We start from the raw sequence: 25,723 nt of genomic DNA on the forward strand, positions 1-25,723 counted from the left end.
AATGATTTTTAGGATTGTTTTTTTACTCTCATTAATTTCACTTTAGGAGACAAAAGAGTGAGAATGTCTTTGAAACTCGTTGCGGCTGCTGCCGCCCTTGCTTCCATTTTTGCCCTCACAGCTTGTGACGACAAAGGAAGCACCGCTAAAAAGGCTGAGGAGCCGAAAGCAGCTGCAGAAACAAAAACAGCAGCCAATGAGCCATTGAAGGTTGGCTTTGTCTATGTTGCTCCGATTGCTGACGTAGGCTACACAAAGCAGCATGATATCGGCCGTTTGTACGCTATTGACAAGGTTGGCAAAGACAAAATTACTACAACCTTTGTGGAAAATGTTCCTGAAACAGCTGACGCTGAACGCGTTATCCGTCAGATGATCAATGACGGCAACAAGCTTATTTTCGGAACAAGCTTCGGCTACATGAACTATATGCAGAAGCTGGCTAAAGAATATCCGGACGTCAAGTTTGAACACGCCACCGGATACAAGTCCGCTCCTAACATGACTAACTACAACATCCGCTTCTATGAAGGCCGCTATCTTGCCGGTATGCTTGCAGGCGGAGCCACTAAGAGCAATGTTATCGGTTACGTCGCTCCGTTCCCAATTCCTGAAGTTCTTCAAGGCATCAATGCCTTTACTCTCGGTGCTAAGTCCGTCAATCCGAAGATTCAGGTTAAAGTCGTTTGGACTAACGCTTGGTACGATCCACCTAAGGATACAGACTCCGCTAAGACTCTTATCGGTCAGGGAGCTGACGTCCTTACCCAGCACACCAACACCAGTGCCGTTGCTTCCGCAGCTGAAGCCGCAGGCAAGATGGTCATTCCTTACAACAGCGATATGAAGTCCGTTGCTCCGAATGCTCAGATCGCCGCTCTGGTATTGAACTGGGGTCCATACTACGCTAAGAAGATTAACCAGGCTCTCGAAAACAAATGGGAAAACAAACCTGTTTGGATGCACCTGAAGGAAGGCGCTATCTCTCTCGAGAACATTTCCGACAAAGTGCCTGCTGACGTCGTCAAGAAGATGGAAGAAGTCAAGGCTAAGATCAACAGCGGTGAATTCCATCCGTTTACAGGTCCAATCAAGACCAACGAAGGAAAAGAAGCTGTTAAAGCCGGAGAAACTCTCCCAGATGACAAGCTCGTAACTATGAATTACTACGTCGACGGCGTTGTAGGCAAAGTGCCTAATTAATCCGTCCCCAGACGTTTAGTTCTGCAAACCGGAAATATCAGTCCTTGCTCTCGGACCTTGAGAGAAAAAAGGAGTGATTTTCCGGTTTTTTTATGACATTTTGATGACTTTTTGGTGACATTTTTATTACACGCAATTATTTGATTTTATTAAATATTCTGTCATCAAACTTTCATAATTGCGTCAAGTTTTCGTCATTTTTCCTTTCTAGAATGCGCTCAGATTTTGAAGAGCACTTCAAACCACTCATATAAAAATGAATCAAAAAATAGGAAAAATGATGAAAACAAAATTATTAAAGACAGCCTTATTAACTTCCCTGTTCTCTGCCTCTATTCTCTCCGGAGCAATTGCGGCTGAGACCGTGACAGTTTCCGGATCCACAACGGTTCTGCCGATTATGCAGAAAATTTCAGAATCTTATATGCGTGAAGATCCGAACGTTGCTATCGAATTATCCGGAGGCGGTTCCGGCAGCGGCATCAAAGGTTTGTCTGACGGTTTAACTCAAGTGGCTATGAGTTCTAGAAAGATTAAACCGGAAGAAAGCAAGATTGCAGAAAAAAATAAGGTTCAGCCCTATCAAACAACCGTAGCCATCGACGCCATCGTTCCAATCGTTCACCCAAACAATAAGGTTCCCAATATTTCTTTAGATGACCTGAGAAAAATTTATAAAGGCGAAATCAAGAATTGGAAAGAAATCGGCGGCGCAAACGCTCCAATCGTGTTGGTCTCGAGAGATACTTCCTCCGGCACCTACGAAACTTGGGAAGAATTGGTCATGAAGAAACAAAGAATCTCTCCGAGAGCTTTGCTTCAGTCCTCCAACGGTACAGTCGTTCAAACCGTCTCAAAGAATCCTAATGCCATCGGCTACATCGGTTTTGGGTACATTACTCCAAGTATTAAAGCTGTCGACGTAAATGGCATTAAAGCCACATCTGAAGCAGCCGCAGACGGAAAATGGCCTCTTTCCCGTGAACTCTATCTTTACACCAACGGTGCTCCGAAAGGTGCTGTAGAAAAAGTTATTGCCTACACCCTTGCTCCTAAGGGCCAAAAATTGATTCAAGAAACCGGATTCATTCCTCTGAAATAGGAACACCATAGAGAGGGGGCTTCGGTTCCCTCTCTGAAAAACGCTCATGAATAAATATCTCAGAGAATTCTTATTTAAAAACAGCCTCATGGTCTGTGCCCTGGTCTCTTTAGCCGGATTGGCCGCCATCGTTTGGTTTCTGTTTCAAGAAGGTTTTCCCGTTCTTCAGCACGTCTCCATAAAAGATTTCTTGACGGGCCAGGATTGGTATCCGACAGAGAATCCGCCTTCATTCCAAATTCTTCCGCTGATAGCCGGCTCTATCGCTGTAACTATCTGCGCTTCGGTCCTGGCTATTCCTCTGGGCCTTATGACAGCGATATACCTTAGTCATATTGCTTCCCCTAGGGTCCGAGCCTTCTTTAAGCCCTGTATCGAACTTTTAGCCGCCTTTCCGTCCGTCATTATCGGTTTTATCGGCATGGCCGTACTCGCTCCGGTAATTCAAACAATAACGGGGGCACCAACGGGGCTGAACGTTCTGAATGCGTCCATTCTTCTCGCATTGATGGCTCTTCCGACTATTTGTACGATTTCTGAGGATGCTCTGAGATCAGTCCCTAATCATATGAAGGAAGCCTCTTTAGCCGTGGGTGCCACTAACTGGGAAACTTTAACCAAAATCACGATTCCCGGAGCTGCTTCCGGAATCTCTACTGCAGTGATGTTAGGGATGAGCCGCGTTATCGGAGAAACAATGGTAGTGCTGATGGCTGCCGGAGGGGCTGCCATTATTCCCGAAACCATTTTTGACCCTGCTCGTCCATTGCCCGCAGCAATTGTGGCAGAAATGGCTGAAGCTCCTTTCCGCAGCTCTCACTACCATGCGCTATTTGCTACCGGTATCGTGCTGTTTCTTTTCACGTTCGCATTCAATCTCGTAGCCTTCAAGATTTCGAAAAAATACAAACTGCAAGCTAGCTAAGCCTCCTTATGTACAGACTTGAACAAACTCTACCTAATTTTTCAGAAACCGCCGTTAGCGTGGACAGCAACCGCACTGTGAGACGGATAACGGCTTCCGGATCCAATAAACAAAGAAGAAAGCTCAAAGAAAAGGCTTCAAAAGTTTTTCTTAGGCTCGTCGCCTGGTTTGTGATTACTGCGTTCTTTGCCGTGGTGTTCTACATCGGCTATCAAGGACTAGAGAAAATTAGCCTCGAATTCTTGATAGGAAATCCTAAGAACATGATGACGGAGGGAGGGATTCTCCCCTGCATCGTGGGTACATGCCTTTTGGCATTAGGAGCTGTAGCCGTGGCTCTTCCTTTAGGTGTATTCAGTGCCATTTGGCTAAATGAATATGCTAAGGACGGTCCCCTCAAACGACTCATTACGCTCTCAGTCGCAAACCTGGCCGGCGTGCCTTCCATCGTTTTCGGCCTCTTCGGCTTAGCCTTTTTCGTCATTCTGTGCGATCTGGGTGTCAGTGCAGTTTCCGGTATCTTGACGCTTGCCGTCCTGACTCTGCCAATTATTATCAATACTGTTCGTGAAACGCTTTCTCAGATTCCTAATGCTTGGAAAGAGGCATCCTATGCTTTAGGAGCAACGAAACACGAAACCATTCTCAGAACCGTTCTTCCTGCTGCTATGCCAGGGATCATGACAGGGGCCGTTCTAGCAGTAGCCAGAGCAGCCGGAGAGACCAGTGCCATTATGTTTACGGCTGCAGTCGTGATGACCACGGATGCATTTAATTCGCCGTTATCTGCTGTGATGGCCCTTCCGCACCATATTTATATTTTGGCAACAACCGGTGCGGAACCGGAAAAAGTGCTTCCGATGCAAAGCGCATCCGCATTAGTTCTTCTTTTTGCGGTATTTCTAATGAACTTAACCGCCATCTACTTCAGACAAAAAGCCTCTCATTTACCTAAGTAGTCCATCGCTTTCTGAAAATCGAAAAAAAGAGGCCAAATCTCTGAGAGATTAGATTTTATCTACCTACGCAGGTAGATGGTCGAAAAGCATCTCTCCATAAGTTTCGGGATATTTTTATAGGGCCGTGCCGTGGAAGGAATCAATTAGGCACGGCTTTCCACTTTACAAATTTTCTTTTTTCAATAGAGTAAACCATCGCCACGCGGGTTAAATAATTAACCTTGTGTTGTAATCCATAGTCTTTATCTAGAATTTGGAAAACAGCTTCATTAAGTTTTGTTTCTTCATTTTCGTCAGCCCGACAAACTTTGAACTCAAATACCCAATGTCGCTCTCCGGCGCGAAGCTCTAAATCGCTGCGCCCCTTGTTATTGTGAACTTCTACTCCTGTTTGGAGTCCAAAGCTGGAAAGAAATAGTTGAACGAAAGTCCTGATCATAGATTCATCTCCTATGCAGTATTTCGTGTAATCGATCCCAAGGAACGCTTTGTTCAAGAGATGAAAGACTTCTTCAGTGTTGCCGCGAATAAGCTCTGTGATCAATCCTCCTGCACCCGCTTGCACAATACTACGTCCTCCAAGGAGTTGCTCAGTATAGAGTTGAGCCATAGAAGATTGAACTTCACTATTTGGGAAACCTAGAAAAGCAGTTCCATATTCAACTTTCTTAATAGTTAGGTAACCAGCTTGAGTTAAGAGACCTACGTCGGAAAGACCTTCCATACTGGATGAACCACTAAGTTCAGCCAATTGAATGCTTTTTTGAGCGGCATAGAAGTCAGGTTTTCGGAGAGAATGTGATTTCATATATTGAAGCAAGATTGACGGTTTACCGCCACTCTCGAACCAATAGTTTTTGAAACCTAATTGTGGGTTGCTTAAGAAATTTAATACGGACCAAGGGGCAAATACTTTGTGTTGAGCCAATTCATCAAAACAGAACCCATCATAGCTTCGTGTAAGAGTCTCAACCAAGTTTTCTTTCTTGATTCCCATTATTTCGGAAGCATGCTCCAAAAAGTCCCCAAAATAATGGTGCAGTTCTTCCAATGTGTACCCCAACATTGTCCCATAGTCTGGATGAAGAGTAATGTCCACAAGATTGTTAAGTTCGGAAAAGATACTAACCTTATTGAACTTCGAGATTCCTGTCATAAATAAGAAACGAATAACCGCGTCATTCGACTTTAGAACAGAGTAAAACGTGGCCATCGTAGAACGGACATTATCGAATAGCTCAGCGTTGTTCAAACATGTAGTTAAAGGAGCGTCGTATTCATCTATCAAGATAACCATTGAGCCAGAGGCTATAGTTTTTAGCCACCTAGACAACTGGCTGCAAACGGTTGTTCCGTCGTTACGATAAACAAACCCTAGGGGACCGAAGTTGTTGCGAAGAAGACAATCAAGCTGTTGGGAGAAAACTTCCAAACTATCAAAAGATTTGCATTCTGAAAAATCTAACCTAACTACTTGATATTTTTTGTCCTCTGTCCATAGTTTCTCAATCGCCAGCCCCCGAAAATCACGAAGCCCAAACTTAAATAAAGATTCGAAAGTTGAGAGAAGCAATGATTTCCCAAATCGTCGGGGTCGTGCTAGAAAGAATTTACGCTGTAGACGGGCCAACTCATAAACAAATTTAGTTTTGTCTACGTAAATTTGTTTTCCATTTCTCAGAGTGGAGAAATCTGAAATACCCAACGGTAAAAAGAGCGGATCCGCCATGTCGATTTCCTTATTGAATATTCTTAGTACTTTAACAAAACTATCAGCTTTAAGGAGTTAAAAATTCTAAGAGGCAGCTTGGCGATTTATGGGAGGGCCGATTTTCGAGCAAGGCAGATACTGAGAACCGTAGATTTAGTATCCGTTCGGGCCGATCTTGCTCAGAAGAATTGTTACTCAGTGTTTGCGAAAGCGGTGTTCTGTACCCATTTTGAAAACAAGTATGTAATCAATCGGTTTTGAAATGGTTCGAACAAATTTTCGGCTCTAAAATTGAATTTAAATCGTCTCTTCTCTAGCTTTTTCGAAAGCACTTTTTGCCATGCATCAATTCTTACAGAAATACTTGGGTTTTAATCCGGAAAATACCACCATCCGTACGGAAATCATTGCAGGCCTTTCTACCTTTTTAACGATGGCATATATTCTTGCCGTCAACCCTGCAATCTTGAGCGTCTCAGGAATGGATAAAGGCGCCTTGTTTACGACTACAGCGCTTGCCTCGGCGATTGCCACCCTTATCATGGCGTTCTATGCCAAAATGCCTTTCGGTTTAGCTCCGGGGATGGGCATGAATGCCTTCTTTGCCTATACGGTGTGCCTATCCATGGGACATACCTGGCAATTCGCCTTAACAGCAATTCTGATTGAAGGCATCATCTTTATTCTTCTTACCGTCACTAACGTTCGAGAAAAAATAGTTCATTCAATTCCCACCAGTCTGCAGACTGCTATCGGAGTTGGCATAGGCCTTTTTATCGCCTTTATCGGGCTTCAAAATGCCGGCTTATCCGTTAAAAATGATGCCACTTTGGTCACTTTAGGCAACATTTTTGAACCAAGCGTTATGCTCGTCATCATCGGCCTCATCGTTACAGCCGTCTTGTTAGTCAAAAAAGTGACGGGAGCTCTTCTGATCGGCATAGCTGTCACAACGCTCTGCGGACTTCCGTTAGGAATCACTCACTTCGACGGTTTCGTTTCTCTCCCACCGTCAATTAGTCCAATTTTCATGCAATTTGAGTGGCAAAATCTCTTGACCGTGGATATGGTGATGGTCGTTTTGTCATTCCTCTTCATGGATCTCTTCGATACATTAGGAACTCTAGTCAGTCTGATGATTAAAGCAGGTTTCGTCAAAGACGGCAACCTTCCTCGACTAAAAGAGTCTTTCTTCGCGGACGCAGTCGGCACCACTGTCGGTGCCTGCTTAGGTACAAGTGCAATTGCGACTTACGTTGAAAGTGCTGCCGGAGTGGCTGCCGGAGGTAAATCAGGTCTGACAGCTTTAGTGATTTCGGTATTCTTCCTTTTATCGTTGTTCTTCTCTGCAGTGTTTTTAGCCATTCCGACGCAAGCTACCGCTCCGGTGCTGATCTTGGTCGGCTTCTTCATGATTAGCTGCATTAGAGAGATTGACCTCAACGACTTTTCTGAGGCAATTCCCGCATTCATCTGCATTATTACCATTCCGTTGACCTACAGTATTGCCAACGGCATCGTATTCGGTCTTCTCAGCTACGTTCTGATTAACTTATTCAGCGGTAAAGCTCAGAGAATCAAACCCGAGATGTACATGCTTGCCGTTTTCTTCATCATCATGCTGATGCTTCATTAATTCATTTGAGCATATGGATTCGCCGCAGACTTCTGCGGCGTTTTCATTTGCAAAGGAGAAAATTAAACTCCGCCTTTGAAACCGTTCTGTCTCCAAGCCTCATAAACGGTAATAGCTGCTGAATTCGACAAATTCAGAGACCGATTGTTCGGCATCATCGGCAAACGGACGCAATGAGCCGGATCAAAAAGATCTCTGACTTCCTGAGGCAGTCCGTGCCCTTCAGAACCGAAAACAAACCAATCATTAGGTTTGAATTCCAAACCTTGCACCAGTTGAGTTGCCTTTGTCGTCATTGCAAACATTCTGGAGCGATCAGGTTTCTCCGCTTCAAGGAAGGCATCGTAGTTGGGATATATCTTGACATCCGCATACTCGCGATAATCCAGACCTGCGCGTCTCATATGCTTATCTTCAAATGAGAAACCTAATGGTTCAATAAGAATTAAACGGCATCCGGTATTCGAGCAAAGACGAATAATATTTCCTGTGTTGGGAGGAATCTCCGGATGAACCAATACGATGTTAAACATGGTCTTTTTCTGAATTCAAAATTTCTTTTAGTTTAGAGAAAGCTTTCTTTTCAATCTGCCTGACTCGTTCCTTGCTGATACCTAACTCTTTAGACATATCATCCAAGGTAGCCCCTTTTCCAGTCGTCTCATCATAAAGCCAACGGGCTTGGATAATCCTTCTGCTTCTCTCATCAAGCTGTTCAATTGCATTCGGCAAGTCACTGTTAAGGGCCTTATCGTAAAGAGACCGTTCGAGCATTTCATCAGGAGAATCTCCCTCGGCCTCCAGCCAATCTTCCATCGGTTTATCGTCCTCGTCATGCACCGGGGGCTCATCGAGAGAAACATCGTGTCCGAGGAGTCTAAGCTCCATCTCCTTGACGTCAGCAGGCCGTACTTCCAAGTCCTGAGCAATCTTATTAGTCTGCTCCGTAGTCAATGCCTCGGAACCTTCCTTCATGCTTCTGAGGTTGAAGAACAACTTCCTTTGAGCCTTAGTGGTTGCAACTTTGACCAGCTTCCAATTTTTGATGACGTAATCTTGGATCTCCGCACGAATCCAAGTCATCGCAAAGGTTACGAGACGAGCACCATTATCCGGATCAAACCGTCTTACGGCCTTCATCAGTCCTATGTTTCCTTCTTGGATGAGATCAGGGAACGGCAGCCCATACCCCAAGTATTGGCGGGCAATCGAAATAACTAAGCGCAAGTGAGAAGTAATAAGTTCGCTTGCGGCTTCTAAGTCGCCATGATCACGCAGTTTAACGGCCAGTTCTTTTTCCCGCTCTTCTGTAAGCAAAGGAGCCGCATTGGCAGCTCGTATGTATTCTTCTAAGCTTCCGGGGGTTCCGCGAAGTGCCAGCGGAGTCGGATGGTAAGGAGCAAGAGCCGTACTTTTAGGCTTATCTGTATTCTGTTTAGTCATCAAGGCGTATTCTAATACAGGTGTGATTTTTCCTTAATGTGTCAATCGGTTATAAACGCCTACTAGAAGGTAAGCGGTTTGGTTCTGCCAGCAGTGATGTAGGAGCAGACAGCTGCATAGACAACCAAAACGAAAGTCAGGAACAAACAAATCAGAATATTGACACCTAAGGACGGCAGTAAATGCACCTCGAACGCATCTTCCAGAAGCGGAACACTCACATAAGTGGTAATGAAATAAAGAACACTTCCAATAGCACTGCTGATGAGAGTTGCCGCACAGGCAATTTCGACCAACGGACCGCTTACCTGCCAACGGTTAGCTCCGAGCATTAACAGCAAAGCTTGATCGTGCTTCAGGAAACTGTTGAGTCTATGAATACCAACCACAAAGAGCAGTCCGACCAAAGCACAAGCAGGAATGCCGAAAGCAGCTGCTCCCAAAGCCAGCGCTTGTCTTAAAGAATATCTCTTTTTAATCCAATCAAGATTAGCGCTGACAACCGAGACATCTTTAGCCTCGGCAATTACATGCACCATTTGTTGGATAGAGGCAAACGGCGTGGAGATTGGGAAGGTAATGACATAAATATCAGGTATTTTGTCTTTTTTACCAATCAACTTGAGAATATCTTCTTCCAAAATATCTTTCGGCGGAATTAAACGAATCTCGGATCCCGGCGCCAATTGATCTAATTGGGAAGTTAAAAACTTTTTTGCATCTTCTGCCTTTGTACCCGGTTCCATAAAAACCGATATTTCGTCACCTGTCATGGTTCTATGATTTTCATAGAAGGAAATAAAAATCAAAGACATGTGCGCTAAAAGGCAGAATGCCAGCGAGCAAAGTGCCACGACAACCCAAAAGGATTTTTTATCTTGCTTGAGAGAGCGAATTGCCCTGACGTTGACGGTAATCACTAACTTCCTCCTAGGTTAATTACTCTCAGGGACTTGATTTCAAGAGGAAGCGGAACGCTGGAGGTCATCACCACCGCATAGCCGATCTTTGCCAGTTTTGTACAAAGATAGAGAAATTGTTCCTGTGAGGTTCCGTCCAACCCTTCCAACGGGTTGTCCGCCAAAATCATTTTTGGACGTCCCACGAGAGCACGAGCTATCACTACACGTTTTCTCAAACCTTCAGAGAGATTTTCGACTTTCTCGTCCAGGTATTTAGACAGACCGCAAAGTTCTGCACTTTCTTTGGAATATTCAATTGCCTCGTTAGGCTTAATACCCAACAGCTGAGCAGACAATCTCAAGTTCTCAAGAACTGTGTAGGTAGTAAATAAGTTGGAATGAGAAGGTATAAGTCCCAAAGTTCTTCTCCACGCCAACTTTTCTGACTCACTCATCACACTGACGCTGTGTCCCTCAACAATAACTTCACCTGTATTGGGTTCCATCAAAGCAGCAATAAGGTTCAGAAGGTAAGTTTTACCGGAACCGTTCGGTCCTTCAAGCAAAATAAAATCGGGCTCTTCAATCACAAAGGATAACAAGCCGCCCGTGTTCCTCCCTTCTTTCCGGACGGGAATTTCTGAAATCTCAACTAAGATATTCTTGGGACTCATCGTGTATAAATTTCAAATTTAATTCCAACCTTAGCCCATATTTCTTTTTCTTGACCGAGCAGATACTCAGTTAACGGATGCTCTGTGAGCCAGTTCTTTGGAATACTCATCATGAATCCATCCGCTCCGCTGAACAACTGAATGGGCGGAAGGTCTGTATCAATCTTAGCATGGCAAAGAATCACCGCTAATCTAAGGGCCAAGATTTTCTCGGCGATTGATCGATCGGCAAGGAATGAAGCGACTTTCTTCAGATTGCCTCGATGGGCCAAAACAATAGCCGCCAGTTTCTCTTGTTCTGAACGAGAGAAGCCCGGGATGTCGCTGTTTCTAATCAAATACTCGCTATGTTTGTGATAGTCGCTTCGAGAAAGACTCAAGCCGATTTCATGTAAATCAGCTGCCCAAGCAAGTTCTTTGAGTTCTTCAGGAGATGCGGACGGTTCAATCTTCTTGTAAAGTTCTTCAGCGACTCTGGCAACTCTGGAGGCTTGTTCTTCGTCAACATGCATTCTGAGCATTAACGAATGAACAGAAGCTGCTCTGGGATCTTTATCGAGTTTTCTTCCGGCCAAATCATAAAGAATGCCGTAGCGCAATGCTCCGTCGGCCGGTTTCATCGACTTAAGTTTAAATTTATTGAAAATTGCAAGCAGCACGCATACCCCGCCGGCTAATACCTCTCTTCTGTCATCTTTCATTCCTAAGAACTTAAAAGAGCTGGTATTTCCAAATTCGAGCATGGCATATTTCAGTTTCAGGAGAGCCTCTAAGGTAATCGTACCGTCAGTCCATCCCTGGTCGTGCAGAATCAAGGAAACCGCAGAGGCGGTACCCGAGGAGCCGAACGCTTCCTGCCAGCCGCATCTAAAAAACTTCTCGATACTGCTGTCGAATTCTGCTTCTGCCGAAAGCTGTGCCTTCTGCATCATGGCTGGTGTAATGATGCCGTTTTTGAAAAATGCTACGGAAGTATTAACGCATCCGACATGAAAAGAATCGGCTTCCAATACATCCCTGACGTGCCCGATGACGCATTCGGTAGAAGCACCTCCGATGTCAACGATCAATCTCTTCTTATCAGACCTTGGGAGGGCAAAGCTGCATCCTTCGTAGACCAGTCTGGCCTCTTCCTTTCCTCTTAAGATTTCAATTTTGCAGCCTAAAACCTTCTCTGCTCTTTCGATAAATTCTCTTGAGTTTTTTGCACTTCTGAGAGTCTGGGTTCCAACTGCTCTGATTTGAGAACGAGGAAAGCCTTCGATTTTTTCCGCGATACGTGCGAGAGCTTTCAGTGCTCTTTCCTGTGCCTCTTCGGTCAGATTCCCTTCACTATCTATGCCGCCGGCTAATCTAACCGTCTCCTTCCAGCTCCCTTCGCTAATAATGACTTCTTTTTCTACACGAGCTATTTCCAAACGAAAACTATTGGATCCCAAATCAATTGCAGCTAAGCGCATTTCTCTTCCTTAATTATTCTTCTATTCCGACTAACGCATTTGCAAATTGACGAGCATTAAACGGCTGCAAGTCATCAATTTTTTCTCCCACTCCAATGAAATAAATCGGAAGGGGTTCTTTGCGCATATCTGCCAAAGCCAAAAGCACGCCGCCTTTAGCTGTTCCATCCAGCTTGGTGATAATGAGGCCCGTTAATCCGGCTACATCATCAAAGCTTTTTGCCTGCATCAAGGCATTTTGACCGTTAGTTCCGTCCAACACCAAGATAACTTCGTGTGGGGCGCCTTCCATGGCTTTGCCCTGCACTCTTTTAATGCGCGAAAGTTCATTCATCAAATTGGTCTGCGTCGGCAGGCGACCGGCAGTATCAACCATCACAACGTCAGTCCCTCTTCTTTTCCCGGATGAGATAGCGTCAAAAGCTACCGAAGCAGGATCTCCCTTTTCCTGCGCAATAACTTCTATCTGGTTTCTATCGCCCCAAATTTCGAGCTGTTCTCTAGCGGCAGCTCTAAAAGTATCACCGGCTGCAAGCAGAACCGTTTTCTTTTCATTGGCGAAAAATTTAGCTAATTTTCCGATGCTGGTTGTTTTGCCGGCTCCGTTTACACCGCACATCATCCAGACTGTCGGGTGATGGGTTTCCAAATCCGGTGCTTTTTCGCAGATTTTTAATCTTTCTTCAATAACATCTCGAAGAGCTATCTTGACTTCGTCCTGAGTCTTCAGACCCTTAAGTTTGATTTGATCTTTAAGCTGACTAATGATCTTGGCGCTCGTCTCTACACCGACATCGGAAGAGATTAACTGGAATTCGAGCTCTTCCATAAACTCATCGTCAACTACACCTCCGGAAAAAATTCCGATTAAATTGATTCGACTCTTAGAAAGACCGTTTTTTAACCGGGCAAACCAACCCGTTTTTTCTTTTTTTGTGTCCATGACTGACAATTATCAATTAAAGTTTAGCTACCACTAATTTAAGTAAGTTTACACACACATGAAACAAGGCGGAAAAATCAGGATTATTGGGGGCCTCTGGAAGAGAACTCCTCTCCCCGTTTTGGACTCAGAGGGTCTTCGGCCTACCGGCGATAGACAACGTGAAACCATTTTTAACTGGCTGAATCATCTTTTTGACGGCGAGTTTTCCGACAAACGTTCTTTGGACATGTTTGCAGGTACCGGAGCGTTGTCTTTTGAAATGGCGAGCCGAGGCGCAGAAAATGCTGTGATTCTTGAGAAAAACCGTGCTGCTGCCAGGCTTATTGAGCAGAGCAAAGAAAAGCTGAATGCCGACAACATCCATGTTTTTTGCGGGGACTCGTTGAAAGGCTCAAGAGCGGAGGAGTTCGGTCCTTATGACGTTGTCTTTATCGACCCTCCTTTTGCTCTGAATCTCCAGGAAAAAGCCATAAAGAAAGCCGTTCCGCTGCTCAATTCCTCCGGTCTAATCTATGTGGAGAGCCCAACTGAAATATCGGATGAGTTTTTAGACTCTTTCGGTTTAACGGCCGTAAAACGATCAAAGGGAGGCGCAAGCCACTTACTCTTAGCCCAAAAAACGGAGGATTAAAAATGATTGCGACTTATCCGGGAACTTTCGATCCCGTCACCAAAGGTCACGAGGACCTTATTCGAAGAGCTTCAAAACTTTTTCCTCAGCTAATTGTGGCAGTTGCGGAAAGCCGAAAGAAGAACACTCTTTTTTCTTTAGATGAACGCGTAGAACTGGTTAAAGCGGTTACTCAAGACCTGCCTAACGTCAAAGTTATCGGTTTCGATTATCTTCTGGTAGACCTTCTCAAGCAAAATCATTCCTTATGCATCGTTCGAGGTGCCAGAGCGGTCAGCGATTTTGAATATGAATTTCAGATGGCAGGGATGAACCAGCTGCTCCTGCCGGAAGCCGAGACAATCTTTTTGACACCGTCCCCCGGCTATCAATTTGTCAGCGGAACCTTCGTTAGAGAAATTGCTCTTCTCGGAGGAGACGTCAGCAAGTTTGTCAGCCCTGTGGTGTTGGAAGCTTTTCAAAAAAAGCTTTCAAAAAACTAGACAAAGTGCGCTGTTTACATACGAACCTCACCAAAACAAATTCTCTTTTTATAAGGGTATTTACCTAAAATATCCTCCCAATTGCCAAGGTAGTTAACTCTTGCCTCCTCTTCTAAAATGAAGGGGTGATACTTGGTTTCGAATTCATCTCAAACCAAGTTATACGCACTGGATTTTTTGTGAGAGGCGGTTATGAGTAATGTTTCGTGGGAGTGGCTCTCTGCAGTACAGCAGGGCCGGCAATACGATCTTGATGCAAAAACGCCTGACTGTGCAGTTCCGATTGTTCCATGGATTCATCCGCCTGTTCATCCCAGACTGCAGAGCCTTATCATCAGAATCGGCAGAAAAATTCAGCTAGCACGGCAAGATAAACTCATTTCTCTAGACCGAAGCATTAGTCATCTTGCTCTTGTGACTAGCGGAGTTACAGCGCGAAATTTCGGCAATCCAATCGTAGGGACTGAAAATGCGGCGGCTATTTCTCCTCCGGGTCATCTTGCATTCGGGAATTTGAACTTTTTTACCGAACGGCCGGCTTTCGGTCATTATTTCGCTTTAACAAAAGCGGAAGTTGTCGTCTGTAACAAAGAACTCCTGCTTCCAGTGCTGAAAGCAGATCCCGAACTTTTCTTTTTGCTTGTCCGACATTTCGAAAGCTGTGCTCTATCAGACCGCATCGGCTTTGCTTACATGGCGTTTGCACCGGTTGAAGAACGCCTGAAGGCCTTTGTCATTAGCTGGGCTGTACATTATGCAAAACTATCGGAAAAAGACGGGGAAGCGTGGCTCACCATGCCGGTACCCCTGACTCGAAGCAACCGATGTCTTTTAGCAAACGCATCTTCCGTTTCAACGGATACCTATCTAAAACGTTGGAAAGACAATGGAGTCTGGATTCGAAACGGAGATTTCGTATCTTGTCCCACTTCTTTCTTAGAAGAAACCTATAAATGGATGAGAAGTTCCGAAGAGCAGAGTGCATACTCTTATGCTCCGACCCTTCTGGAACTATTTCACCATCTTCCCGAGCTCCGCTCTCATCTCTACTAGCGAGCTATTCAACGGACTTATTCTTTCTCAAGGCCGTGTCTTTCTGCCAAAGACTCGGCTTTTTATCGTGTGAAACCGGTTATTTTTCTTTGCCTCAAAGTCTGAAATAGCTAGAGTCCAAGCCATTTCAGGCTTTTTTACTGCTATTCCTCACGTAATCGAGTGATATTCTGTTCTTAATATAGGGGATACCCTAGCATTCATCAACCAAAATACTTAGGTAGTTGGCAAAACGTCTGATTTTTAGAATTGCTACTAAAGATTCACCTCACAACCACTTAACACAAGGAAAACTATTATGAATATCTCAAGACGTTCCTTCCTCCGCTCTTCCGCAGCAGCTTCCGTTGCTACTCTCGGCATGCTCGGAACAGCTCATGCTGAAGCCCTCCCGAAAGATGTTAAATGGGATGAGACTTGCTCTCTTCTCGTCATCGGAACAGGTTTTGCCGGCCTCGGTGCTGCCCTCGAAAGCCACTATCTCGGCATGAAGGACATCCTTGTTGTTGACAAAATGCCATCTGCCGGCGGCAACTCCATCATTAACGGCGGCGCTATCGCTGCAGCCGGAACCGACATGCAGGAAAAAGCAAATATCAAAGATAATGCTGACCTCCTCTATTCCGACATTCTAAAAGCCGGCGGCGGTATTGCCCATGCCAATCTTGCCAGAAGAATTGCTGACGAATCCGTCTCCAACTACAAGTGGCTTCGCGACGAAATCGGCGTTAAGTTCAAAGCTGTTACATATCACGGCGGCCACTCCGTTCCTCGCAGCCATGCTGTAATGGAAAACAACGGCTCCGGCTTCATCAATCCAATGCTTGCCAAGTGCAAAGAATTCGGCATCAAGGTTCAGCTCCGCACTATCGTCGACGATCTCGTCGTTAACGACAAAGGCTGTGTAGTCGGTGTGAAGGCCCGTATTAACCATCGCTTCAACCGTCCGGAAAGCGGCAAGGTTGTATACATCCGTGCTACCAAGGGCGTTCTTATTGCCTCCGGCGGCTTCAGCCAGAACGTTAAGATGCGCACCAGCCATGACCCGCGCTTAACCGACGCCTTCACTTCCACTAACCATCCGGGTGCTACAGGTGAAATGATTCAGGAAGCTCAGCAGATTGGTGCCAACACTATTCACATGGACTGGATTCAGCTTGGTCCATGGACCTCTCCTGACGAATCCGGCTTCGGCTTGGCACCTCTGGCTGTTGAATCCATGGTTGGCTACGGTCCAATGATCAACCCGAAGACAAGCAAGCGCTTCATCAAAGAAACCGGCAACCGCAAAGTTCGTGCTGACGCTATCGTTGCTATCGGTGCTCCCGCCATCATTTATACCAATGAACAAAACTTCATGAACAAAGTCGTTGGCAAAAATATGAAGCAGGAACAGTTCGAAGCTGCTCTGAAGAACGGAGTTATCCGCAAATTCGATGATTTGAAGTCTTTAGCTGAGTTCTACAAACTTGACTATGCAACTCTTGAAAAGGAAAACGAAACTTTCAACGGCTACATGAAAGCCAAGAAAGATCCGGAATTCGATTGCATGTTCTTCAATGACGGCGTTCAAAACGTTAAAGGACCTTTCTACGCCATCAGACTCTGGCCGCGCGTTCACCACACCATGGGCGGCTTGGAAATCAACGAAAAGGCCCAAGTTCTCAATGTTAAGGGTGAACCAATCTCCGGCCTCTATGCAGCAGGTGAAGCTACAGGCGGTGTACACGGCATGGTACGTCTCGGCACAGTGGCTGTTGCTGACTGCATCATCTTCGGACGCATCGCTGCCAGAACAGCAAACGCATGGGGCGGCTGCTAATTAGCCATGTAATCAGTGAAGTGCCTCATGGCACTTCACGCCTCGTCGGAGACTCTTATGAAAACCAAAAAACTATCTTCAATTTTATGGGCTTCTTTAGTTTGTTCCGTCGCTTTTGCTCTCTGCCAGCCTTCTTATGCTGCAGACGCTAAGATGGGGGCAGACCGTCATATCGCCAAGGGATTAAATTGTCAGACTTGCCACGGCAATGACATGAAAAATCCGCAATTCCCGGAAGAAGCCACTTGCGTGCAGTGCCATAACAAAGAAGCTTTAGCAGAAAAAACTAAAGATTTACCGGGAGCAAATCCACATAAAGCACCTCATAACGGAGACTGCATTAACTGCCATCTCCAGCATGAGCCAGCTGAAGACTACTGTGCTCAATGTCATAAATTTAACTTCAAAGTTAAATAACCAAAACAACCAATCAAAAGTGGAACATCATGAAAAAATATAGCTCACTACTCACTGCAGTTCTTGCCTCCGCTTGCTCGCTCGCTTTTGCCTCTGACGTCACTGTCTATGGCGTGGTCGACTCTTATGTTCAGGTCTACAACGGCGGTAACGGTACCGTTGTGGACATTGGAAGCGGCGGTAAAGGCGGTTCTCGCTGGGGCATTAAGGGAAGCGAAGATCTCGGAAACGGCGTCAAGGTATTTTTCCGCTTAGAAAACGGCTTCTTGCTTGATGACGGCACAAATACTCCCGCCGGAAACGGTAACGGCTGGGCCTTTCAAAGAGAATCAGTTTTAGGGTTAACCAGCAATAGTTGGGGTACTTTCTCTTTCGGCCGCCAGTACACACTGAATTTCGGAGGTATTGCTCAGTTTGATGCATTCGCCTGCAGCTTAGGAAGCACTATCAACAACTTCATGTCACCTGCTCCTTATCTTCCGGGCACTCACATTCCGGGCATCAATGGAGCATCCGGTGTTGATAACCTGACCAGACGCGACAATTCGTTTATATATGAATCTCCAAGTCTCGGCGGTTTAAAACTTTCCGCCATGGTGTCTCTAGGAGAACAGACTAAACTTAACGGAGAAACTTCCAATAAGCTCGGCAACTCCTATGCCGCACAAGCTGTCTATCGCAAAGGTGCTTTTGGAATCGGATTTACCTACACCTATCAAAATCTGGCTGGTAAAGCTCCCAATGATTTCCAGACCATTAACGCACATGAGTCTCTCTACAATGTCGGCGCCAGCTACGATTTTGGATTCACAAAACTCTATGGCAATTTCGTCTTCCGCGACGGATCCAAAGCCTTGGATCGCAACACCAATCCAAATATCGCTGTCTACAGCGTATCTACCAAAACACCTTTAGCAGGCGGTTATTTACTCAATGGTCTCGCCTTCCTGAGGAACAACACAACGGATCATGCCAACGCCTGGAACGTATCAGCCAGATACGACTATCCGTTGAGCAAACGTACAACTATTTACGGTGGTGCAGCCTATATGCACAATGGTGCAAATGTTAATTACACCATCAATGGTGGCGGCGGGTCTTCTTCGGCTCCTGCAACTAAAGTTGGCAAGAGCCCTTGGACTACTTTTATCGGCTTAAACCACAACTTTTAATTAGCTAAATAACACCTGCCGCTGAATTCGGAAAATAAGACGGAGAAGGGTTGGGAATTTGCACTCCGTCTTCCGAATCCAGCTGCTAGCTTCTCCAATTGAAGGATATTTTTTCGCCCGCACCTCTGATGCGGGCCTTTTCTTTCCCAAAAACAAATACTCTCGGTTCAACTATTAGAACTCAGTCGATGAGTCTTTAATCAATTCAGCACAAAAATCTGCCAGTTTTTTCCTAGCGGCTAACACTTCAGTGTCTGTCTGACGATGCCTCGGACTCCAAATAGAATCCGGAAATGCTGCGTCATCTTCATAGCGAGCAATCAAGTGCCAATGAAGATGAGGCACCATATTTCCGAGCTGAGCCCAGTTAACCTTAGTAGGCCTCATGTTCTCTAAAACGATTTTTTCTATCCTGCTTAAAGCCGAAATAATGCGCATTTGTGCTTCAGGGCTAAGCTCTGACATTTCTTTAACGTGATCATTGGCGATCACACGGAAATATCCCGGATAGTCCGCGTCATTGACTTGAATGACCCGGAATAAATCATTTTTGAGAAGTACGTTCTCACCCGTTGGAGAGCAAAGGGGACAATTTGTCATAGAAGCACCTTTTCAATAAGTCCGTCCTTCACCTCAGACAGAACCTTATGCATCCAATTCTTACCGTGTTTAGCTTTCATCATTTCGACAATCAAGAATTCGCTGGTAGTCTTGACCGCATCTGAGTAACGGCTCATGCCTTGATAACATCCTGGACAAGTTGTCAGAATCTTAATTTCGCCCCGGAAGTCATCTTTCTTCAATTTAGCCGAAGCTCCTTTGAGACTTTCCTCTTTGCTCTTGCGAACTTGGCTGGCAATATCAGGACGTCCGATAGCAAAAGTTCCGCTTTCGCCGCAGCACCTTTCAGAAAGTTCGATGGCAGAGCCGTCCGCAGGCTTAAGAATCTGGTTAACTGTCTTAATAGGAACGCCTTCTTTCAACGGAGTATGGCATGGGTCGTGATAAATGTAGCGCGTGTTTTTAGCACCGGGCAGTTCAATCCCTTTTTCCTTCAAAAAGTCGTGAATATCCATCACTCGGCAGCCTGGGAAGATACTTTCAAAATTGTATTCTTTAAGTTGATGCAGACACGTTCCGCAGCTGACCAACACGGTATTGATATCCTTGTAGTTCAAAGTATTGGCAATACGGTGGAAAAGCACTCGGTTGCGGGTGACAATTTCTTCGCTCTTCTGCTTCATGCCGTTGCCGGCCTGCGGATAGCCGCAGCATAAGTATCCCGGAGGAAGCACCGTTTGGATATCCAAATCATGGAGCATACCGATGACAGCTACGGAAACTTGAGAATACAGACGTTCGCTTCCGCATCCAGGGAAATAAAACACCGTTTCTTTTTCGTTCCTTTCCTTATTTCTAATAATCGGAACATATGTTGTTTCTTCAATGTCCAACAGCTTACGGGAAGTTGTCGGAATCTCAACCTTCGGAAGCTTGCGGTTGACCAAATGAATAACTTCTTCCTTCAAAGTCGGCTTCCCGGTTGAGAATCCGGGACGTCTGGCCGAGGGCGCAGCCGCCATCTTCAAGGTATCCGCCGCCATTCTTTGGACCTTAAAGCCGTACTCAATCAAGCCCTTTCTAGCTGCACGAATAAGCATCGGCTTTTCAATCTCAAGGAACTTAAGACCGAAGTATTTCGCCGGAGACTTCTTCTCTTTATTCAGACGATGAAGCATGTCTCTCATCATCATCGTGACGTGCCCGAAGTCAATCTTGACTGGACACGGCTTCTGACATTTTTGACAAATTGTGCAGTGGTCGGCTAAATCCGCGAACTCCACAAAGTGCTTCTGAGACAAACCGCGGCGGGTCTGCTCTTCATAGAGGAAAGCCTCAAGAAGCAGGGAGACTGCAATAATCTTATTTCTCGGCGAGTACAGCAGATTGGCATTGGGTACGTGAGTAGTACAGACCGGTTTGCATTTACCGCAGCGTAAGCAAGTCTTGATTTCATCAGAAATCTGCTTGGCTTCGCTGTTTTGCATAATGATCGACTCGTGACCAAGCAAATTAAAGCTGGGCGTGTAAGCCAAAGAAAGATTGGCCTCCGGTCTGAGCTTGCCTTTGTTGAAATGACCTTGCGGATCAACTCTGTCTAAGTACTCATAAAACTGATCAAACTGTCCCGGTTCAACGAACTCAATTTTCGTCATACCAATACCGTGTTCGCCGGAAATCGCTCCGCCGAGCTTCTTGGCCACACCCATCACATAGGCAACAGCTTCATTAGCGATTCTGAGCATGTTGATGTCATCGGAGTTCACCGGAATATTGGTATGAACGTTGCCGTCGCCTGCATGCATATGCAGTGCAATGAATACGCGGCCTCGCAAAACCTTGTCGTGAATTTTTTTAATCTGTTCTCTGACTGCCTCGAAGCTGTCGCCGGCGAAAATGTTGTACAACGGCGCGATAACTTCTTTTTTCCAAGAGATGCGGAGTAAGTGGTTTTGAACAAGACCCAAAAGCGTGAGGTACTTGTCCTGAGATTTAACTGATTCATCAATGACTCGGCCGAGACTTTCAAGTGCGGCAACCGCTTCAGCTAAGTTTTCATCCAAATGATTCAGGACATACTGCCACTGGGATTTAACTTTATCCAAAAGAGCAATTGCAGCAGGGATTCTTTCTTTCAGCAGTTCCTCCTTGCTCAGTCCCTGGGACGATACTGCCAACTTGCCTAAGGCGATTGGCCCGCGAAGATAAGCTTCAACGGCATCAATCATGTCTATCTTATTCTGGATGGAACAGCGGATATTAAAACGCTCGCAGGCATCGGTGTACTCGCCAATTTTGTCCAGCGGGATGACAACGTCTTCATTTAATTTAAAGGCGTTTGTGTGTTTGGAAATTGCTGAGGTCTTAGAGCGTTCCTGCCAGAATTGGTGACGGGCTTCCGGAGTCTTAGCAATAAAGGTTTCACCGTTGCCCTCAAGAGCAATTTGTTTGATTTTCTCTACTTGACGGTCGATAGCTTCTTCATTGTCCCCAATGACATCACCGACAATAACCATCTTCGGATATTCGGCGCGCACACTCTTCGGGGCATAGTTAATTGCATGAAGATAGCGGTCGTCCAAATGTTCCAAACCGGCGAGCATCACGCCCTCGGGATGAGAATCAAGCAGCTGAGAAATTGCATAAATAGCCGGACCGGCGTTGCTGGCAGCTCCGTAGAACTCTAAACAAAGAGTTTGAGTGAACGGCGGCATCTTATACAAAACGAATTTGGCAGAGGTAATGATGCCGTCAGTGCCCTCTTTCTGAAGTCCCGGCACACCGCCGAGGAACTTATTGGTTACGTCCTTTCCTAATCCCGGCTTCCTGATTGTGCTGCCGTCAATCTTGATAATTTCAGTACGAAGCACCTTGGCATTTTCAGGATCTTTGGTACCTTCTTTGTACACAACCTCAAATTCAACTTCTTTTTGTTTATGAATCTTGCCGAGGTTATGGTTTAGACGAGTGACTTCAATCCATTCGCCGTTGGGACCAACCATACGATACCAATAGACACTGTCAACTGTGGTGCCCCAAAGAACGGCCTTTTTACCGCCGGCATTTTCTGCGATGTTGCCCCCAATGGAACAAGCGTAGTTAGAGTTTGGGTCAACGGCAAAAATCCACCCGTCTTTGGCTGCCTTATCGGCCACTTGTTTATTTACAGCACCGGCCTGGGCATAAATCGTTGCAGTCGCATCGTCTCTGCCGCGCAAATGAACCATTTCCGGAGCGGCGATGGCATTAAGTTTTTCCGTATTGATAACAGCACTTTTCTCATGAAGCGGAACTGCGCCTCCGGTATAGCCTGTACCTGCACCTCGAGGAACAATCGTCAAACCCAAAGAGATACAAGCTTGAACAAGACCTGGAATTTCAGATTCGCTGTCGGGAAACAAAACCACAAAAGGATAGTGGACACGCCAGTCCGTGGCATCTGTCACATGCATTGCGCGGGAGAAACCGTCAAAACGGATATTTTCCGGCTTGGTATGTTTTTTCAGTTTCTTTATAACCAAACGTCGGAAATCCCAAGAGCGTTCGAAAGAACTCTTAAATTTTTCAACGGTCACCAATGCTTTCTGAATCAACTGAGAAATCAGCTCTTCGCGCCTAGAAGAACTTCTGCCGTCGATTCTCTTTTGAATGGCATTAATACGGTGATAAAGCGCATCAACCAACAGGTCTCTTCTCTTTTTGTTGAAGAGCATATCCTCCTGCAGATACGGGTTACGCTGAATGACCCAGATATCTCCCAGCACTTCGAACAGCATACGTGCAGAACGTCCCGTTCTGCCCTTTTGAGCTCTCAGGGTTTCTAAAATATCCCACGCCTCTTTGCCAAGCAAACGAATGACAATTTCGCGATCTGAATAAGAAGTGTAGTTATAAGGAATTTCCCTTTGTCTATGAGTCTCTTCTCGTTCGGTTTCTTTGGCTGTAATTCTTTCCTTTTCCACAGGCCTATCTCCAGGTCATTGTTTAGAAGAATCTTTTTTCTTCGAACTTTTATCAAAGTCAGTGAAAAACATTGTACCTTCTGACCTTGAAAATAGACTGATCTCAATAGATTTTTTCTCGACAAAACAAATTTTCACCGTTTCTAGTGGTATGTTTGAAAGTTCCTGTAATCAACTATTAACCGGTTAAATCAATGCTTGAACAAGAATATCTTCGCCGCGTTTTAACGGCAAATGTTTATGAGGTAGCTAAAGAAAGCCCTCTTCAAAAGGCCACACTCCTCTCCGCCAGAACTGGCAATACCGTACTTCTAAAGAGAGAGGATCTTCAAAGCGTGTTCAGTTTCAAACTGCGCGGTGCCTTCAACAAGATGTCAAAACTTTCTGAAGAAGAAAGAGCACGAGGAGTTATTGCCGCCAGCGCCGGCAACCACGCACAAGGGGTTGCCTTAGCAGCCAGCAAACTTGGCTGCAGAGCCGTTATCGTGATGCCGATTACCGCACCTGATTTAAAAGTTAATACAGTACGACGCCTCGGCGGTGAAGCCGTCCTTTTCGGCGACTCATTCTCTGAAGCCGCTGCTTATGCCGAGGAACTAAAAAATAGAGAAGGTCTAACTCCAGTTCATCCTTTTGATGACCCTGATGTGATTGCAGGACAGGGCACCATTGGTATGGAGATTATTCGCCAAGCCAACGGCAGAAAAATTGATGCAGTGTTTGCTCCGGTCGGCGGGGGCGGACTGCTTGCCGGTATTGCCGTTTATATTAAGGCCCTGTACCCTGAGATTAAAGTTTTTGGTGTTCAAACCGTTGATTCCGACGGTATGCGCCAATCTCTTGAAAAAGGTGAAAGAGTTGAGCTTCAGGATGTCGGTCTTTTCTCCGACGGTACTGCCGTAAAACTCGTCGGTAAAGAAACTTTCAAGCTTTGTGAAAAATTCGTTGACGGCATCATCACCGTGACTACCGATGAAGTCTGCGCCGCCATCAAAGATGTCTTCCAAGACACTCGCAGCATCCTTGAACCGGCAGGTGCCCTTTCTGTGGCCGGCATTAAGAAATACGTCAAAACAAATCAAGTCAAGAACGAAACTTTAGTCGGCATCTTATCCGGTGCCAATATGAACTTCGACAGACTGCGTTTCGTTGCAGACCGCGCAGAAGTCGGTGAACATCGTGAAGTACTTTTCTCAGTCACTATTCCGGAAGAAAGAGGATCTTTCAGAAGACTCATCTCTCTTCTCGGCAACCGCAACGTCACCGAATTCAATTACCGTATTTCCGATGCCAAGGACGCCCAGATTTTCGTCGGCATTCAGACTCAGCATAGAAGCGAAGCCGAGGGAATCGCTAAGCTCTTCAAGGATAACGGATTCCCCTGCTTGGACATTACTGATAACGAAATGGCCAAAACTCATTTGAGATATATGGTCGGCGGTCACTCTGCATTGGCAACCAATGAGAAACTCTTCCGATTCGAATTCCCGGAAAGACCGGGCGCACTCGGCAAGTTCCTCTCCAGCGTCAATCCTGACTGGAATATTTCCTTGTTCCATTACAGAAACCAAGGCGCTGACTACGGCAAAGTCTTAGTCGGTTTGCAAGTTCCTGACAGCGACAGAGAAAAATTAAATGACGTCCTCAAGAATCTTGGTTATTCCTATGTTGAAGAAACTGACAATCCGGCTTATAAACTGTTCTTAGGATAACTAAGGACTGTTTTCATCATGGACCCGATCTCTGACAAAAGCGTAGAACAAGTAATGTCGAGGCTTCCTCCGCAAGCCAGAACCGCCCTGCATGTCATGTCTGAAATGCAGAACAGAGAACCGGAAGACGTCCTAAGAGATGAAATCAAAAAATATATCGAAGGACGCATCCCTGCTATTGACCTCGAAGGGATCGTCCACGGTATTAAAGACAAGGCATACACTGCAGGCTATCTAGTCGGCAGTCTTAGAAAATTTGCCCGAAACTGGAACTCAAGATAGTTCTGAAAAAATTGGGCCGAGAATCTTCATAGTTCTCGGCGTTTTTGTACCTAGACAAAACAATTCTGAACATCTATTACGTCAATGAAAAACCACCAATAGAACGCTATGTGTACCAGTCCGAACCATGGTAAGTACAAGCTTCTCTATATCTGAGCAGTACACCATCAGCCAGTCATTTTGTATATGACACTATCGGACATTTCTATTCTGACGGAAATCCAGAAGCGAGTAATCTCGTTACTTTCGACCCAACGGTTTTTCGTTAATGAGGAGATTAATAACAGCTTTCAATTCGGCTTTTAACAGCCTTCTTATAGCTTTTTTGAATTGAGAACAATACTTAACGCGAAGCATTTAACGAATCCATGACGTCATCGGCAGTGGAGAAAGGTCCGACAAGATCTTTCTCTTCTATCGCTTCCTCGATAGCTTTCATGGTTTCTTGAGACGGTTTTTCGATTTGCAAAACAAAAGGAAATCCGTTTTTTCTTATCATTGCTTTAGCAAAGATATTTATGGCTGTGGAAGGAGATAGGCCAAGTTCCTCACAGACCTGAAAAAATTCAGCCTTAACTTCCGTATCCATGCGAGCGCTGACAGTACAGTAGGCCATACTTAATCCATATTTTTATAAAAGTCTCTTGCATTGTATTACGAATGCGCAA

General features: G+C 45.4%; 24 protein-coding genes. 13 read left to right on the plus strand and 11 right to left on the minus strand.

Features of this window, described 5'->3' with window-relative positions; translation table 11 throughout:
- The first annotated feature begins 63 nt into the window (after window positions 1–63).
- The 4 genes from RDK53_RS00950 to pstA all read left to right on the plus strand — a co-directional run bounded on the left by RDK53_RS00950 (window position 64) and on the right by pstA (window position 4,189).
- Window positions 64–1,203, plus strand: a complete 1,140-nt coding sequence (locus tag RDK53_RS00950) for a BMP family ABC transporter substrate-binding protein (protein WP_308512861.1) — start codon at window positions 64–66, stop codon at window positions 1,201–1,203.
- 280 nt (window positions 1,204–1,483) lie between these two features.
- On the plus strand, window positions 1,484–2,305 hold the full coding sequence (locus tag RDK53_RS00955; protein ID WP_308512863.1) for a PstS family phosphate ABC transporter substrate-binding protein: 822 nt from the start codon (window positions 1,484–1,486) through the stop codon (window positions 2,303–2,305).
- A 46-nt stretch (window positions 2,306–2,351) separates the two neighbouring features.
- Window positions 2,352–3,230 carry a phosphate ABC transporter permease subunit PstC gene (gene pstC, locus RDK53_RS00960; RefSeq protein WP_308512864.1) on the plus strand — a complete coding sequence of 293 codons (879 nt, stop codon included), beginning with the start codon at window positions 2,352–2,354 and terminating at the stop codon, window positions 3,228–3,230.
- Between the two features lie 77 nt (window positions 3,231–3,307).
- Complete coding sequence (gene pstA / locus RDK53_RS00965; RefSeq protein ID WP_308512865.1) at window positions 3,308–4,189, plus strand: phosphate ABC transporter permease PstA; 882 nt, start codon at window positions 3,308–3,310, stop codon at window positions 4,187–4,189.
- Between the two features lie 139 nt (window positions 4,190–4,328).
- On the opposite strand, the gene RDK53_RS00970 is transcribed toward pstA, so the two are convergent.
- A complete protein-coding gene (locus RDK53_RS00970) occupies window positions 4,329–5,918 on the minus strand; it encodes an AAA family ATPase (RefSeq protein WP_308512866.1) in 1,590 nt (529 codons plus the stop codon).
- Between the two features lie 322 nt (window positions 5,919–6,240).
- Between RDK53_RS00970 and RDK53_RS00975 the strand changes: the two genes are divergently transcribed.
- Window positions 6,241–7,536, plus strand: coding sequence for an NCS2 family permease (locus RDK53_RS00975; RefSeq protein ID WP_308512867.1), 1,296 nt, complete (start codon window positions 6,241–6,243; stop codon window positions 7,534–7,536).
- 62 nt (window positions 7,537–7,598) lie between these two features.
- Here the strand turns inward: RDK53_RS00975 and trmL are convergent, their stop codons facing one another.
- The 6 genes from trmL to ftsY all read right to left on the minus strand — a co-directional run bounded on the left by trmL (window position 7,599) and on the right by ftsY (window position 12,958).
- A complete protein-coding gene (gene trmL / locus RDK53_RS00980) occupies window positions 7,599–8,069 on the minus strand; it encodes a tRNA (uridine(34)/cytosine(34)/5-carboxymethylaminomethyluridine(34)-2'-O)-methyltransferase TrmL (protein ID WP_308512868.1) in 471 nt (156 codons plus the stop codon).
- Window positions 8,062–8,979 carry an RNA polymerase sigma factor RpoH gene (gene rpoH / locus RDK53_RS00985; RefSeq protein ID WP_308512869.1) on the minus strand — a complete coding sequence of 306 codons (918 nt, stop codon included), beginning with the start codon at window positions 8,977–8,979 and terminating at the stop codon, window positions 8,062–8,064. Before rpoH ends, trmL begins: the two co-directional genes overlap by 8 nt.
- 62 nt (window positions 8,980–9,041) lie before the next feature.
- Entirely contained in the window at window positions 9,042–9,899 is an 858-nt protein-coding gene (locus tag RDK53_RS00990) for an ABC transporter permease (protein ID WP_308512870.1), read from the minus strand.
- Window positions 9,899–10,555: an ATP-binding cassette domain-containing protein gene (locus RDK53_RS00995; protein ID WP_308512871.1), complete on the minus strand. Its 657-nt coding sequence runs from the start codon at window positions 10,553–10,555 to the stop codon at window positions 9,899–9,901. The genes RDK53_RS00990 and RDK53_RS00995 overlap by 1 nt, the downstream gene beginning before the upstream one ends.
- Window positions 10,552–12,015 carry a Ppx/GppA phosphatase family protein gene (locus RDK53_RS01000; protein WP_308512872.1) on the minus strand — a complete coding sequence of 488 codons (1,464 nt, stop codon included), beginning with the start codon at window positions 12,013–12,015 and terminating at the stop codon, window positions 10,552–10,554. The genes RDK53_RS00995 and RDK53_RS01000 overlap by 4 nt, the downstream gene beginning before the upstream one ends.
- Before the next feature lie 13 nt (window positions 12,016–12,028).
- Window positions 12,029–12,958: a signal recognition particle-docking protein FtsY gene (gene ftsY, locus RDK53_RS01005; RefSeq protein ID WP_308512873.1), complete on the minus strand. Its 930-nt coding sequence runs from the start codon at window positions 12,956–12,958 to the stop codon at window positions 12,029–12,031.
- Between the two features lie 58 nt (window positions 12,959–13,016).
- On the opposite strand from ftsY, the gene rsmD reads away from it, so the two are divergent.
- The 6 genes from rsmD to RDK53_RS01035 all read left to right on the plus strand — a co-directional run bounded on the left by rsmD (window position 13,017) and on the right by RDK53_RS01035 (window position 18,538).
- On the plus strand, window positions 13,017–13,592 hold the full coding sequence (gene rsmD / locus RDK53_RS01010; RefSeq protein ID WP_308512874.1) for a 16S rRNA (guanine(966)-N(2))-methyltransferase RsmD: 576 nt from the start codon (window positions 13,017–13,019) through the stop codon (window positions 13,590–13,592).
- A 2-nt stretch (window positions 13,593–13,594) separates the two neighbouring features.
- The gene (gene coaD, locus RDK53_RS01015) at window positions 13,595–14,074 is read left to right on the plus strand and encodes a pantetheine-phosphate adenylyltransferase (RefSeq protein WP_308512875.1); all 480 of its coding nucleotides are present in this window, start codon (window positions 13,595–13,597) and stop codon (window positions 14,072–14,074) included.
- A gap of 192 nt (window positions 14,075–14,266) precedes the next feature.
- The gene (locus RDK53_RS01020; RefSeq protein WP_308512876.1) at window positions 14,267–15,127 is read left to right on the plus strand and encodes a Crp/Fnr family transcriptional regulator; all 861 of its coding nucleotides are present in this window, start codon (window positions 14,267–14,269) and stop codon (window positions 15,125–15,127) included.
- 298 nt (window positions 15,128–15,425) lie between these two features.
- Entirely contained in the window at window positions 15,426–16,949 is a 1,524-nt protein-coding gene (locus RDK53_RS01025) for a flavocytochrome c (RefSeq protein WP_308512877.1), read from the plus strand.
- 57 nt (window positions 16,950–17,006) lie between these two features.
- A complete protein-coding gene (locus RDK53_RS01030; RefSeq protein WP_308512878.1) occupies window positions 17,007–17,366 on the plus strand; it encodes a cytochrome c3 family protein in 360 nt (119 codons plus the stop codon).
- Window positions 17,367–17,395: 29 nt separating this feature from the next.
- The gene (locus tag RDK53_RS01035) at window positions 17,396–18,538 is read left to right on the plus strand and encodes a porin (RefSeq protein WP_308512879.1); all 1,143 of its coding nucleotides are present in this window, start codon (window positions 17,396–17,398) and stop codon (window positions 18,536–18,538) included.
- A gap of 174 nt (window positions 18,539–18,712) precedes the next feature.
- On the opposite strand, the gene RDK53_RS01040 is transcribed toward RDK53_RS01035, so the two are convergent.
- Both RDK53_RS01040 and RDK53_RS01045 read right to left on the minus strand, forming a co-directional pair.
- Entirely contained in the window at window positions 18,713–19,138 is a 426-nt protein-coding gene (locus RDK53_RS01040) for an HIT family protein (protein WP_308512880.1), read from the minus strand.
- Window positions 19,135–23,061, minus strand: coding sequence for a DUF3683 domain-containing protein (locus tag RDK53_RS01045; protein ID WP_308512881.1), 3,927 nt, complete (start codon window positions 23,059–23,061; stop codon window positions 19,135–19,137). The genes RDK53_RS01040 and RDK53_RS01045 overlap by 4 nt, the downstream gene beginning before the upstream one ends.
- Before the next feature lie 194 nt (window positions 23,062–23,255).
- Here RDK53_RS01045 and ilvA point away from each other — a divergent pair, with 194 nt between their 5' ends.
- Both ilvA and RDK53_RS01055 read left to right on the plus strand, forming a co-directional pair.
- Entirely contained in the window at window positions 23,256–24,773 is a 1,518-nt protein-coding gene (gene ilvA / locus RDK53_RS01050) for a threonine ammonia-lyase, biosynthetic (RefSeq protein WP_308512882.1), read from the plus strand.
- Window positions 24,774–24,791: 18 nt separating this feature from the next.
- Window positions 24,792–25,055: a hypothetical protein gene (locus tag RDK53_RS01055; protein ID WP_066594383.1), complete on the plus strand. Its 264-nt coding sequence runs from the start codon at window positions 24,792–24,794 to the stop codon at window positions 25,053–25,055.
- Window positions 25,056–25,136: 81 nt separating this feature from the next.
- On the opposite strand, the gene RDK53_RS12235 is transcribed toward RDK53_RS01055, so the two are convergent.
- The gene (locus RDK53_RS12235) at window positions 25,137–25,241 is read right to left on the minus strand and encodes a hypothetical protein (RefSeq protein ID WP_374041550.1); all 105 of its coding nucleotides are present in this window, start codon (window positions 25,239–25,241) and stop codon (window positions 25,137–25,139) included.
- A 157-nt stretch (window positions 25,242–25,398) separates the two neighbouring features.
- Window positions 25,399–25,671: a type II toxin-antitoxin system RelB/DinJ family antitoxin gene (locus tag RDK53_RS01060; protein ID WP_308512883.1), complete on the minus strand. Its 273-nt coding sequence runs from the start codon at window positions 25,669–25,671 to the stop codon at window positions 25,399–25,401.
- Between the last annotated feature and the right edge of the window lie 52 nt (window positions 25,672–25,723).

It is taken from the genome of uncultured Turicimonas sp., assembly GCF_902477955.1.
GTDB lineage: Bacteria > Pseudomonadota > Gammaproteobacteria > Burkholderiales > Burkholderiaceae_F > Turicimonas.